The 13,349-nt window shown below is 31.8% G+C and carries 15 protein-coding genes and 1 pseudogene; 6 read left to right on the forward strand and 10 right to left on the reverse strand.

The genetic code is table 11. The annotated features are described in order from the left end of the window. Window positions 1-116: 116 nt before the first annotated feature. Window positions 117-1,001, reverse strand: a complete 885-nt coding sequence (locus ACXY7N_RS00585) for a GNAT family N-acetyltransferase (protein WP_353811333.1) — start codon at window positions 999-1,001, stop codon at window positions 117-119. Window positions 1,002-1,257: 256 nt separating this feature from the next. Then, window positions 1,258-1,890 carry an MOSC domain-containing protein gene (locus tag ACXY7N_RS00590; protein WP_048894659.1) on the reverse strand — a complete coding sequence of 211 codons (633 nt, stop codon included), beginning with the start codon at window positions 1,888-1,890 and terminating at the stop codon, window positions 1,258-1,260. A gap of 312 nt (window positions 1,891-2,202) precedes the next feature. On the opposite strand from ACXY7N_RS00590, the gene ACXY7N_RS00595 reads away from it, so the two are divergent. Then, window positions 2,203-3,105, forward strand: a complete 903-nt coding sequence (locus ACXY7N_RS00595; protein ID WP_353811334.1) for a LysR family transcriptional regulator — start codon at window positions 2,203-2,205, stop codon at window positions 3,103-3,105. A gap of 92 nt (window positions 3,106-3,197) precedes the next feature. On the opposite strand, the gene ACXY7N_RS00600 is transcribed toward ACXY7N_RS00595, so the two are convergent. Together ACXY7N_RS00600 and ACXY7N_RS00605 are read right to left on the reverse strand one after the other, a co-directional pair. Beyond that, window positions 3,198-3,461 (reverse strand): hypothetical protein, encoded by a 264-nt coding sequence (locus tag ACXY7N_RS00600; RefSeq protein ID WP_033660068.1) that lies wholly within the window; start codon window positions 3,459-3,461, stop codon window positions 3,198-3,200. Window positions 3,462-3,513: 52 nt separating this feature from the next. Then, window positions 3,514-4,638 carry a C45 family autoproteolytic acyltransferase/hydrolase gene (locus ACXY7N_RS00605; protein WP_353811335.1) on the reverse strand — a complete coding sequence of 375 codons (1,125 nt, stop codon included), beginning with the start codon at window positions 4,636-4,638 and terminating at the stop codon, window positions 3,514-3,516. Window positions 4,639-4,772: 134 nt separating this feature from the next. Between ACXY7N_RS00605 and ACXY7N_RS00610 the strand changes: the two are divergent. Next, window positions 4,773-5,456: pseudogene (locus ACXY7N_RS00610) on the forward strand (LysR family transcriptional regulator substrate-binding protein); the annotation flags it as partial. 58 nt (window positions 5,457-5,514) lie between these two features. On the opposite strand, the gene ACXY7N_RS00615 reads toward ACXY7N_RS00610, so the two are convergent. Then, window positions 5,515-6,120, reverse strand: coding sequence for a PRK06770 family protein (locus ACXY7N_RS00615; RefSeq protein ID WP_353811336.1), 606 nt, complete (start codon window positions 6,118-6,120; stop codon window positions 5,515-5,517). 212 nt (window positions 6,121-6,332) lie between these two features. Here ACXY7N_RS00615 and ACXY7N_RS00620 point away from each other — a divergent pair, with 212 nt between their 5' ends. After that, window positions 6,333-7,115 carry an arginase family protein gene (locus ACXY7N_RS00620; protein ID WP_001990410.1) on the forward strand — a complete coding sequence of 261 codons (783 nt, stop codon included), beginning with the start codon at window positions 6,333-6,335 and terminating at the stop codon, window positions 7,113-7,115. Between the two features lie 33 nt (window positions 7,116-7,148). On the opposite strand, the gene ACXY7N_RS00625 is transcribed toward ACXY7N_RS00620, so the two are convergent. Both ACXY7N_RS00625 and ACXY7N_RS00630 read right to left on the reverse strand, forming a co-directional pair. Next, on the reverse strand, window positions 7,149-7,808 hold the full coding sequence (locus ACXY7N_RS00625) for an AAA family ATPase (protein WP_353811337.1): 660 nt from the start codon (window positions 7,806-7,808) through the stop codon (window positions 7,149-7,151). Continuing rightward, window positions 7,808-8,704, reverse strand: a complete 897-nt coding sequence (locus ACXY7N_RS00630) for a CPBP family intramembrane glutamic endopeptidase (protein ID WP_353811338.1) — start codon at window positions 8,702-8,704, stop codon at window positions 7,808-7,810. The genes ACXY7N_RS00625 and ACXY7N_RS00630 overlap by 1 nt, the downstream gene beginning before the upstream one ends. Window positions 8,705-9,088: 384 nt before the next feature. On the opposite strand from ACXY7N_RS00630, the gene cspD reads away from it, so the two are divergent. Both cspD and ACXY7N_RS00640 read left to right on the forward strand, forming a co-directional pair. Beyond that, window positions 9,089-9,292, forward strand: a complete 204-nt coding sequence (gene cspD / locus ACXY7N_RS00635) for a cold-shock protein CspD (protein WP_000176365.1) — start codon at window positions 9,089-9,091, stop codon at window positions 9,290-9,292. An 86-nt stretch (window positions 9,293-9,378) separates the two neighbouring features. Then, window positions 9,379-9,564, forward strand: coding sequence for a cold-shock protein (locus ACXY7N_RS00640; protein ID WP_000286198.1), 186 nt, complete (start codon window positions 9,379-9,381; stop codon window positions 9,562-9,564). 38 nt (window positions 9,565-9,602) lie between these two features. Here ACXY7N_RS00640 and ACXY7N_RS00645 read toward each other — a convergent pair whose 3' ends face one another. Then, window positions 9,603-10,154, reverse strand: coding sequence for a GNAT family N-acetyltransferase (locus ACXY7N_RS00645; RefSeq protein WP_353811339.1), 552 nt, complete (start codon window positions 10,152-10,154; stop codon window positions 9,603-9,605). 358 nt (window positions 10,155-10,512) lie between these two features. Then, window positions 10,513-10,863 carry a class I SAM-dependent methyltransferase gene (locus tag ACXY7N_RS00650; protein WP_488592225.1) on the reverse strand — a complete coding sequence of 117 codons (351 nt, stop codon included), beginning with the start codon at window positions 10,861-10,863 and terminating at the stop codon, window positions 10,513-10,515. A gap of 330 nt (window positions 10,864-11,193) precedes the next feature. Here ACXY7N_RS00650 and ACXY7N_RS00655 point away from each other — a divergent pair, with 330 nt between their 5' ends. Next, window positions 11,194-11,742 (forward strand): hypothetical protein, encoded by a 549-nt coding sequence (locus ACXY7N_RS00655; protein ID WP_016087911.1) that lies wholly within the window; start codon window positions 11,194-11,196, stop codon window positions 11,740-11,742. Between the two features lie 167 nt (window positions 11,743-11,909). Here the strand turns inward: ACXY7N_RS00655 and ACXY7N_RS00660 are convergent, their stop codons facing one another. Further along, a complete protein-coding gene (locus tag ACXY7N_RS00660) occupies window positions 11,910-13,310 on the reverse strand; it encodes a protoporphyrinogen oxidase (protein ID WP_016087912.1) in 1,401 nt (466 codons plus the stop codon). Window positions 13,311-13,349 lie beyond the last annotated feature (39 nt).

Consider the following 13,349-nt stretch of genomic DNA (forward strand, 5'->3'; position numbering starts at 1 on the left):
TGTTAAACTACAAAATTTAATCTTAAATTCATTATTATCAGGTGAACTTCACATGTACAAACCTATTTTAATAGTGTTTATACTTATGTCTCCATCAAAAACATCTATATAAACATTTAAAACTCCGTTAATACTGGGAATTTATACCCTTTAAAATCTAATTCTTTATTACTTCGAACCATTAAATACTTACTAGACTGTAATTCAGTAAACTGTACATCCTCAATCCCTAATTGATCTGGAGAGAAGTAAAATTCAATTTCTGTAAATCTTTCAGAGATTTCCCCGCATATTTCATCTAAAACTGGAATTACTGGTGCAAACACTCCATATAATTTCAACTTTTCATTATCTACTTCATACACAATTAGAGCATCTAGTTTCTCTGAATAATACAGTTTCTCATTCCATTTCGCGTCATACATATTTAAGTAAAATGAGGACTGGAAGTTTATAGTTGCAAATTTATTTGAAAGCCTTTGGCTACTATCGATCGTTTCATGTATTAACTGTCTATTCTCTTCATCAGAGTAATCTAATTTTCTAAGCAGAGAATCGTTATTATTATTTTTATCGTATGGTATACTCATCAGATATTCCTGTACAACTTTAAATCCAAATGATGCATATAATTCAGGGTTTTCAGTAAACAACATTGTACAATCACATTGTTTATCGATTTCCACTATCACCTTTTCCAATAAATGTGTCATTAGCCCTTGTCTACGAAAATCTGGATGCGTCATTACCGATTGAATACCCTTTGCGTTTATTCTTTCACCATTGATTAGCAATGGTAGCGAAAATACCGCAACATTTGCAATCACTTTATCTTCTTGTAAAAATGATAAAGCTTTATATGTATCATCCCAATACCCTTTCTCCGAAAAATCATTCAATGTTTGACTTGTAATTCCAAACACTTCTTCAAATAAAGGAAATAACTGCTCTCTTTTCGGTTCTTCTATTAGAAGAGTTGCAAATTTTTCAACATTCCCCATGTTGTACCTCCATACGTCAATTCCATTAAATTAGGTATAGTTATATGACCTACTCATAATAGGCCTTACAAATCAATATACTATCATAAAACTTAAAAAAAATGTCTAATTTATTTTATGTTTTGACTATTCGGAAGTAAGTCGAATAAAGCGATATTAAGATTTTTGAATATTAATAAGTTTATTATATAAAAATAGTGCGTTCTACTTCTTTTTTACTAATAGAAATGCACCATTTATAAAAAAATATTTTTTATTATTTTTTTCCTTCTAGTCTCTCCTTTGTATTAATTTCTTCTCCTCTCATTCGTTTTTCAAACGTATTTCTCCAACTAGTAGAAAGTGCATGTACTTCTAAGATCCTTTTTAGCCCTTCCAAATTTTGTTTTTCCTTATGCATGATACGATTAGCAAATGCTACCGTAACACCTTTTGGATCAGACTTCAGTAATTTTAACGTATCAGCAGGTGATACCCATCCTTCTTTTAATACGCGAAAATAAAACCCTGTATATCCTGTTTCTTGAAAATATAGTGGTAACTTTGGAATATTGTATTTCTTAGCTAATTTAAAACAAGGTTGTCTCGGCTGCGTTACTTGTACAATTGCTTCTCCAATTTGAAATGTATCACCAATACAAACATCCTCTTCGCACATATCACTAATTGTTATATTTTCTCCGAATGCTCCATATACAAGGTCTTGATTCAACTCTTTTTCCCAATATCCATAATGTTCTCCCGAATACACACAAACCGCTTTGTCTACTCCACCATGATGAACCAAATCCGCCTGACCATCACCTTTAAATTTTAAAAAAGATAAAAATATAGGCTCCTTTGTTTCCACTTTGTTAATACCTGTTTGAATTAACTTACCTCCGTACATAACTTCTTTAGGCAATCCTATATTTAAAGATAGTACCTCATATACTTTATTCACCTTAATCGCTCCTCTTACTTACCCACAATTTTGCAAAAAATTAATCTATCCTTTCAAACTCTCTGTCTATTTTTTAAAAATGACAAAAGGTCAGAAAATGTAATAGCTGTCAAATATCCTTGCTCCAATACTTATCTATCCTTACTTCAAATGCTCTTCAATTCCTCTCTAATAAAATGATTATAAGCTCCACAAAACCATTGTTCAATCCAATTATTTATATAATAATGATAGGTATAACCTATCATTAAACTTGAGGTGATCCCAATCGAATTACGACAACTTGAATATTTTTTAGCTGTTTCAAAAGAATTACATTTCACAAAAGCAGCTGAGAGATTAAATATTTCACAGCCTTCACTAAGTCAACAAATACGTGCATTAGAACATGAAGTAGGAATGCCTCTTTTCGATCGCATTGGTAAAAAAATATCTTTAACTGACGCAGGAAGGATTTTATTATTACATAGTACAACCATTTTTCATGAAGTCGAACAAGCACGTTCTGCTATTCAAGACTTAAACGGATTACAGCAAGGTTCGTTAACAATAGGATCATTGTTAACCGTCGTGAATTATTTATTACCACCAGCTATTTTAAATTTCAATAGTTTATATCCCAATATAGAACTTTCTGTATTAGGGCTTCGTACAGGAGATATTCGTGAAAAATTATTACAAAACGAACTAGATATCGGCATTACTTTTCTCCCGGTGCACGATAAAGAGATTATTTCTATCCCCCTATACAAAAGTGAACTTACATTAGTCGTACCAACCGGTCATCAATTAACTGAACATGACCATGTATCTATCGCTGAATTACAGAACTACCCTTTAATTCTTTTACCTAAAAATTTCTATTTAACTGAATTAATTACATCTCATTGTCAAAAATTCAACTTTAAACCAAAACCAATTTTAGAAATTAGTACGATGGAATCTTTAATCCAAATGGTCTCAAAAGGAATGGGAATTACAGTATTACCCAAACCGTATATAGACTTTTTACAAAATGAAAATATTCAAGCTATTAAAATAGAAAATCCTACTCCAACTATAGATATAGGACTTATTTATCGCAAAGATAAATATATGTGCGCTGCAACTCGAGAATTCATTAAGCAATTGAAACTAACCGTGCATTCTTTACAAAATTAAACGAACAAAAGAGATTATCCTATGAAGTCGTTTCATAACGACCTAGTAGAATAATCTCTTTTCATAATGAAATAAAGTATTACCTATAAATTTTAGTGTACCTTTTTGGAAATTGGAATATACTTTGTAAAATAAGCCCCGACTAACAATAATACAATTGAAAATAACACTGTCAAAATACCGCCAAAATGAAACCAGTATGCAAACAAATTAAAAATTGTAAGTGAAAAGAAACAAATTGAAGTTAATGCACTCTTCAATCCTTTTATTTCTGCTTTTTTTCTTTTTTGATACGCAATATACATGGAAACGGCTAGAAAAATGATAAGAACAATCGTTAACAAAATTTTTAGCATCGGTAATCCCTCCAGTATAAATAACCCCTTCGTTACTACCATCTTATCCCATTTATCCTTTTGGAATCAATTTATTATTCTCTTCTCTCCAAAAATCAGTATACGTTTTATTTTCGAAGTTTACATTCACCTCTGAAAAAGGAAGACTCCCTCCAACCTCCAACGAGTACCAGTCATTTAACAGCGGTGATCCGAAACAAATGTTCATTGTGCATTCATGTAAATCAAATAATACAGAATGTAAAGTTCCAAACCATTCTTCATAATTATGCACAGACAGCCCGGCTGGATATTCTTTTTCTACTAATCCTTTTAAAGACTCCATACTCACTTGTTCATTTCGATTTAAATGTTCATACAATGTGTGATATCTGTTTGTAGATTGTTCTAATCTCCTATTATTCAATTTTTGAATAGGTAAACTGACCGCATGGTTTGTTGATATTATAAAATCTTGGCTTTCCTCATCAATTGTGATTATTGATTTATATCCGTCAAATATTTCAATACGTGCTGCATCTAAAGGATCCGCTACTATTAGATTAATATTACTAGCAATTGGTATGTCTTCTATTAGTGACTTAGCCTCCTGCACATTTTTGCATTTCTCCAATAATACTCTAATGACCGCAAAACATTGTAAACCACTTACCGCTGGCTTTCTTAAACCCGCAATATTTCCTACCGGTTGGCCACATGCTGAAAATGTAACAGATAATCCATGCTCGTTAACTCCTTCCGTTCGGCCAAAATATTGAGTAGAAAAGCCACTATGTGCATATGCACCTTCAACATGAGTCGAACAAAAGCGCATATCATCTATTACTGGTGACAAATCATAGTTTCTTAATACATAAGTATGCTTTAAATCTGTCTTTTTAGGTAAAACGGCACAATGGCTACAACCTGCTTTTAATAATGTTTGATAGTAATACATCATATTTTCAGATGGAATTTTTAAAACTTCACAAAACCCTTCAATCTCTTCATTAATTCCTGGACAATATTTATGTAATATATTCCTAGATTCTGTCCAATGGTGGTGCGATATTAAGTTTTCTTTCTGTATAAATTGCGGAATGAGATAAGGATGTTGTTTCACAAATTCCCCTTGTTGCTTACCGATTTCATAAGGACTTCCTTTTAACGATGAAAAATACCCCTTTACTTGATACATCTAATTCCCCCTTATTTAATTTATCCATATCGTACCAAATAAACTTTATTCATTCTTGATGTTTTTTACTGTCTTTCAAATCAGATATGGCTGAAATAAAGCAAGCAATTATAAAACAAAAACTAGGAAGCTATAATCAATTTCATCCTTATGCTTTAGAATTACTTGCTATTTATGAAAAAGCGCAAGAAATCCCTCAAAATACCGATCATTTAGAAGGTACATTGAGTATTACATCTAACGAATCATTAGCAGTATATCGTTTACCACAATTATTACGTACTTACAAACAGAAAAATCCGAAAGTAAATATCGTACTTGAAACAAGCACAAATGAACAAGCATTACAAAAATTACGTGAAGGAGAAACAGATGTTGTCTTCATAATTGGAGAAAGTGTAGAACATAATGATTTTATTACGCGTACTTTTAGTAATGAAGCATTTGGATGGATTTTACCTATTCATTCCCCCATACATACTAATCCATTTCATTTATTACAGGACACCCAGTTTATTTTTACTGAACAAAGCTGCGGCTATAGACCGATGGTAGATCGTTTTTTACGTCAAAGCGGGAATATTCCAGAGAAAACATTTGAAACTTCCAACGTTGAAGTCATTAAACAATCCGTTATATGTGAGTTAGGAATTTCAATTCTTCCTTATATCGTCGTACAAGAAAATTGCCAAAAGGAACAAATACGATTTCACCCTATCGAAACTCCAGATGTTATCCAAAGTCATGTAATCTATCATAGATCTAGATGGATTTCACCCGTTTTACAATCGTTTCTTTCCTTACTAGAGGACGACTAAAAAGTGCACAAAAAAAGAGTAACTGCCTAATAAGCACTTACTCTCTTCTACTATTACCTTATTTATTAGTCTGTCCCCCACCTGCAATTAATTGACTACCCGAATATGTACCTTTTTGCATAAACACTTGATTAATTAACTCTTTTTGTTCCACTTCTGACATTACCCCTTTTCCTTCGCCTAAATTCCCGCTTTGTAATTTCCAAATCTTATTGTGATCCGCATCAATTTTTTCATATTTTCCTTGTTTCCATCTCTCTAAAATATCTGCATATGTATTTCCTTGCACAAGATCATTGCTCTTTACAATATCAAGTAAACTTTCAATACGTTCTTGTGTAATAAAAATATAGCCCCACTTTTGATCAGCTTTCGTTTTTTGATGTGCCATTTCATGTAATGCTGTTTGTATGTTCTCATCTGTCCATTTAAAATTTTTATTAAAGCCGCTATTCGGCAATGAATGATTGCCATTTTCCAAAACCTTTGCATCTTCAGCTTTTACATTACTATCAGCTAATACTTCTACTGCCGGAGCGGCTGGTGATGCCTTTTTCGCAACTGGTTTACTATTATTCAAATAATACAGCATACCATACGTTATACCTACACCGATTACCGCCATACCAGCTATAATTCCAATTATTTTAAAGAATGTTTTCATCTTGCTTGTTTCCTCCCGCATATCTCATTTCATATTTTCTATTCCCTAAACCACATATGTATTTCCTCATATTATATTTCTTTCTTTTATAAATTGAAAGATTATTCTGTTAAAAAACACCGTCTTTTTCAAATGCAACTTCACCTCAAAGCATTTCATTTTAATTTTATAAAAATAAATGATAGCCTTATATTTAAAGGAGATGAATAAATATGAGTTTATTACATAACGGTTTAACTTTTTTAAACTTTGATGATACATATTTATTACAAAATAAACTACATTCTTATTCACATGAAGATATTGATTTTACTCATTTAGAACACTCAAATCTATATTGCGAAAATCCCTCTTTAATGCATATAAAAAGGGCATTAAATCGTAGAAAGAAAAAGGGAGTTACTTTTATAGGTTCTGGAAATTATCATTATGTATCTTATTTATTACTAGAAGAAATAGACAAACCTTTTACCCTTATACTATTTGATCATCATACTGATATGAACTTAAAGGAAGCAAATGAACAGACTCTTATTTCCTGCGGATCTTGGGTATCATTTTCTCTTCGAAATAATGGTAATTTAAAGAAAGTAATTATTATCGGACCTTCTTCTCTAACAATTCATTCTAATGATTGTTCATACGTAGAAGTTTTTCCAATTGATATCTCACATGAAGTATCGATACATACAATACTTTCACATATTCATACAGAAACAATATATGTAAGCATTGATAAAGATGTTTTAGATCCAAAAGTCACTATTACAAATTGGGATCAAGGGCATATGAAGCTATCTATACTTTTACAATTTATTCATTCTCTTATTATGAATAAATCTATCTATGGTATTGATATTTGCGGTGAACTCCCAGTTTATCCTTCTCAACTCTTCTTACCTAAATATAAAAATGCTATTCAGAAAAATGAACAAGCAAACTTACAAATTTTAAAAACAATTTATAAAACGAACTTACATATTCAATATGCATAAAAAGAACGAGTACCTTACAGGTACTCGTTCTTTTTATGCGCGATTTTCTTTTAACCACTTCGTAATCGTATCTAATCTCGAAACATCAAAACGTCTGTCTTCACACACATGTAAACTGTTTAAACTTTTCACAATTTCTAATTCATTCGACTTTACACTTTTTGCCTCAATTAATTTACAGTACCCGTCTGTAACGGTATTTAAATTTTCATAATAACGCTGAAGTTGTTTTGATATATGTAAATGCTTTTCAAAGTTTCTTCTTCTTCTCGTCTCATCAGATTCTTTCCGTTCTCTAAGTTCTTCATCATTCGTATATAAATAAAAATATTGATCAGGAAAACCAATTTCTCTATGTATCAGCTTTTCTTTATAAAAGTTTTCTATTGAAGATAATGGCTGATCAAATATTTCAAAATGGAAACACCAATTATAACTAAGTGGTTGATAAATGTCGCCATCAAGTATTACTATTTCATATTGCTCTGACTTCTGCATTGCTATTTTCCAGCGCTCTACTTGTTTTTCAAAATACCATGTTCTATGTTCATTTTTTGGTCTTTCAAATAAAAAATTCACTTCTGGTATAATATAAGCACCATAATTCTTTTCTAACTCACGACACGTTGTGCTCTTACCAACCGCGCTCGCTCCCTCAAACGCTATAATCCCCATAGTTTCTCCCACTTTCATTAACTAAAATCTCGTTGTTTCGCTTTTCTCCCCCATAACTGTCTCCATAAAACAATTGAAGCGATAGAAAGCATGATTGTTGTAATGATACTACCCTCAATTCCGAATGAGCCTCCATGAAAGAGTTCCGATCCGTTTGTTACAGGTCTAAAAATTGGTGTAGAATACATTTCCATTCCACTAACCGCAAAACCGAATACATTATATTGTGCCCAATTCCAAATGGAATGCCATGCGCATATCCCCCAAAGACTACTGTCTTTCAAAACGTAAAAAGCTGCAAATACACCAACTAATATTATATTCGATATCGAAAGAATTGTAATACCTGGATTTAACAAATGAAGAAAACCAAATAAAAAAGAAGTAACAACAATCCCGATCCATATACGGCTTCTAACAGAAAGGACTGGAAATAACCAACCTCGAACAACAATTTCTTCTGTTGCACCTTGTATTAAAAAAGCAACTAAAGACCCCACAATTCCAAGTATAACGGTTGGTGTAATTTGTTGCATTTGTAGTTGTACAATTCCTGTTACTAAAAGTAGCATGACTGGTATTGAAATGAAAACAAAACCTATTAATGCACCTCTCAAATATTTTCTTATCCACTGATTTCTCCAAAATCCAATGGATGAAATTGATCTTTTCTCTACAAATCTAATCCATAAAAAAACAAAAAATATAGCTCCGCCAAATGTCAATATCATCTCAATATCACTATAAATTGCCTTCAATAAAAGTGTTTCTGCTTTCGGTAAAAACAGCATAAATAACATAAACAATTCACCTAAAGATAAAAATACAATTGTAAGTATAACAGCCAATACTGGATGAACTTTTCTTCTTCCCTCTTTGGTTGCTTCAATTATTTTAAATTGTTTATTTTGCAATATTCTCGCCTCCTTAACAAATACTTCAACACTATTCTTATACTATAAATCGTTTTCCTAATACAAATCTCCAATAAAAATGTTCTCAGTTTAGCATAAACCAAAATTAGGAATAATATATAAATAAAAGAGATGTCTTTGTGACTTTTACCATTTTTCCCATCTTATTGCACACTGGTATTACCAGCACTTGCTATTTCCCACCATTTGTTGTAAGATAGTAATTAAGGTCAATTTAACACTATATTTACTTTGCATATTATCAAGTATCAATCAGGAACATTTTGTATGCCTTATTGGTTTTTGATAATATGTGAACTTTTATTTTTCATTCAAATAAGGCCGATCATATTGTAATCTTTTTAAATTTTAGGAGGCATTACCATGACATTAACAGGTAAAGTAAAATGGTTTAACAGCGAAAAAGGTTTCGGTTTCATCGAAGTTGCAGACGGTAACGACGTATTCGTTCACTTCTCAGCTATCACTGGCGACGGCTTCAAATCTCTTGACGAAGGTCAAGAAGTTAGCTTCGAAGTTGAAGACGGTAACCGTGGACCTCAAGCTAAAAACGTTGTAAAGCTATAATTTAAACAATAAAAAGGTTGTTACCAGCTTGGTTAACAACCTTTTTAATATATAACTAAAATTTTTTACATAAAAGGAGTGGTTATATGTATCGCAATCGAAAGAACGATGTAGCAGAAGTACCACCAGAACAAACCCCTGTCTGGGAATGTGAAGCAGAGGATTGTTTAGGATGGATGAGAAAGAACTTTTCATTTGAAGAAGAGCCTAAATGCCCTTTATGTAAAAGTAGCATGAAAAGCGGAGAACGTTTATTACCTAAATTAGGTTAATTTTTACTTAACCCCTCTTATAAAAGAGGGGTTTTTTATTATAAATTTGTATCCTCTACATCCGTTCGAATGATAGAATACAGTAGTGCATCATGTTGCTTATTTCCTTGATGAATATATCCACGTAATAATCCTTCCTTATGAAAGCCTATTTTAGATAACATTTTACAAGAAGTAATATTTTCAGGGTATGTAATAGCTCCAATTCTAAATAAGCCTAAATCTTGAAATCCATAATGAATAATTTCTTGAGCCGCTTCTGAAGCATAGCCATTTCCCCAATAACGAGGATGTAAGTCATATCCAATTTCAGATCGTTTACTCCATAATTGTAAATTATTTAATCCAATTGTACCTATTAAAGTGTTAGTTTCTTTTAATACTATCCCCCATCGTATTGCCTTTTTCTCGAAATAATTTTTTGAAAAAGATTCAATCATACGTGAAGCTTGTCCAAACTCCGTAAAAGAATTCATGCCGTAATAACATGTTACCTCATCCAATGAAAAAATTTCATATATTTTTTGACAATAAGATTGTTCTATTTCAACTAAACGCAAACGTTCTGTTTCTAATATAGGAAATGCCACAGGATCACTCCTTTCTTTCTACTCATTCATTATAGCAGAAAAAATATTTATAATTAGGAAAGTCCTCAATGTCCCATTAATCAAATATTTCTAGAGAAGCCTATCCTCTTAATTCAATACGAACTAAGAGTAACCCTTCTTACTTTTACATGATTAGAAAAATAAAGAGATGATCATAGTAGTTTGATCATCTCTTTATTTTCTATTTATATGCAACTAATGCCCAATGACATGGGGCTGTTTGTCTCCAGTTTACACTTGAAAAACCAGTTTCTCTAAGTAGTGTATCTAACTCATTCACAAAAGGATATACTTCTGCACTATCGCATTTCCTCCCAATTCGTTCTCTCGCTTCATTTCATGCAAAATGAGATACGAACATAATATCCAAGAGAAGAAATTCCCCCTCTTTCCGTACTATTCTATACACCTCTTCACAAGCTTTCTTTCTCTCTGAAGGTAACACCTCATGAAAACAAAAACTTGAAATAACTATATCAAAAGCTTCATCTTCTTGATTCGTATTCGTATTCGTAAATGATCCTACCTCTAAATGATACGTTGGATATTTTTCTTTACATGTTTCTAACATCTTTTCCGATACATCCACCCCTATTACCCTCCCATTATTTTCACTCACTAATGAAGCAAATGCACCTGTTCCAATTCCAATATCAATAATTTTTCCCCTCTTATATAATTGAATCATTTCTTTCGCTTCAATTAAACTATTGTTATATCCATATAACGTACCTGTTGCTTCTTGAAATTTTCATCGTAAGTTTTTGCCCATTCGTCAAATACTTTTTGCGTTGCTTCAACAGTACGTAACAATAACATTCCCTCCTATTGTCCGGTTTTCACCTTCATTTTTAAAAATTAATTGGATTATTTTCATTTTCACCGCACCACTCAAAATAATATGTCTTATCATTTCGATTCCATGCTCACTTTTCCCTTCTAAAATAACACCCTACTCCATACATTTATGGTAAAATATAGATAATTAATTATTTTATTGTGGAGGTGTATATTTTCTATGTATATATTCATCGGCTTATCCCTCTTACTCATATTACTCATTTTTTTATTTGCAAAAAAATTCGCTCCAAACTCATTCATGATGACTAGTTTTACAGGCAATAGCTTTAAGACATTTTCAATCGGCATGTTAATTTCTGCCACTCTTTCTCTTTCATATGGAATCTATCACGCAGCAACATATCAACCTAAACATTTAGATATCACATTGCAAAATCAAAACTTTACTGTTTTCGGTAATGTTGGACAGCTTGGATATTTCTCAGAAGAATTACTAAAAAAAGATACAGAAGTTGAACTACATTTTGCCTCTTGGGAAGCAATGCAATTAAATAATCCAGAAATACTAGTAATCTATCCTTCAGGTAAACAAGAAACATGGAAACCGAACATAACATTAATTCCTACCAATAAATTAAAAGAGAAACATAATATAAAAGAGCTTTATCAACTCTCATCATATTCATTTAAAGAATCCGGAAACATAACATTAACGATTACCGAGAATAATACAACAAATAAAAAGGTCTCAATTCAAGTGAGATAAAGTTCAACTAATCAGGCTTTTACGAACAGTTGATCCCCTACCTAACTTCTTTGCTTCTGCTGTATTTTGAGATGGGGGTCTTACTGCCCGCAAATAGCGGGATAAATATAAATAAAATGTCCCTTCATTATACTGGAGGGACATTTTATTTATATATGTATTCTATATTAGTTTGACGATTCATTTAATGTTGCAATGATTTCATTTGCAGTGTTCTTTCCATTTCCAATACACGCACCAATTCCGACACCGTAATAGGAAGCACCCGCTAAATATACATTAGGATAAAGATTCGTCATTTTTTCTTGTAATGTTTGAACCGCTTGGTTATGTTCTAAATGATATTTCGGCATTAAATCTTTCCAATTTGTAACTTCAACTACTTCTGGTTTCCCTTTAATTCCGAGACTCTTTTCAATATCATATAAAGCTACTCGTACTAATTCTTCTTCACTATAATTTTTAATCGTTTCATATATAGAGTTTGTACTTTTATAAAACATTCTTACTAAAAGCTTTTGTTTACCAGATGTATGTTTCCACTTTCGACTTGTCCATGTACAAGCGTCACAATGTAAATCACTATTTTCCGTTACGATAAACCCTGTACCGTCAGCTGGTAGTTGTTCGTCTAGTATATCAAAACCTAAGTAAATACTTATAAGTGATGAATTTTTAAATGTATGAAACTGCTCGTTTAACTCATTGGACTGTAATAAAGTTTGTGCGATATCATGCGGAGCTGCTAATACAACATAATCAGCTTGTATTGTTTCATGATTTGCAAAAGTAACCTCATATCGGTCGACTTGTCTACTTACACCTGTCGTTACAACCCCTTTTTTTATGACGGTTTCATTCAGCATTTCTTCTAAGCGATCAATAACTGTAGATAGTCCACCTTTAAATGATACGAATTTTTTGTTTCCTGCTGATTGAAATTGTTTTTTATTCTCTTCAAAACCTTTAATAATACTTCCATATTTATTTTTATACTCCAGTAAATATGGTAATGTAGATGCCATCGTAAGCTCATTCAATTTACCAGAATATACACCTGAGAGTACAGGTGCAATTTGTCGTTCCACTAACTCTTTCCCTAAGAAGCTTTCTAAAAATACAGCAAGTGATGTATCTTTCGTAAACTCTTTATTTTTCGTTATGTAATCTTTTAAAGCAACAATTTTCCCTTTCGTTGATACTAGCGTACTGCTAAATAACGATTCAACACTCATCGGTATCCCAAATATAGTATCAGAAGGAATTGGATGTAAAGTATTATCAGAATATATATAAGAAATACCCGTTTCGTTATATACCATTTCTTCTTCTAGATTTAAATCTTTTATGAGCGGCATAACATGCTCATTACGAGCAACGATAGAATCCGCTCCTGATTCCATAATAAAATCCTTTTCTTCTACACTACGGATTTTACCACCTAAGTACTCTTCTTTTTCTACAAGAATTAAATTTAAATCAATATTATTATCCTTTGTTAATTTTTCTAAATAAAACATAGTAGAAAGTCCCGTTATACCTCCACCAATAACAACAACTGTTTTCATATATGCTGCGCTCCTAACCGGTACAATTAATAATTCCTT

This window comes from Bacillus sp. 5w2 (genome assembly GCF_054353775.1).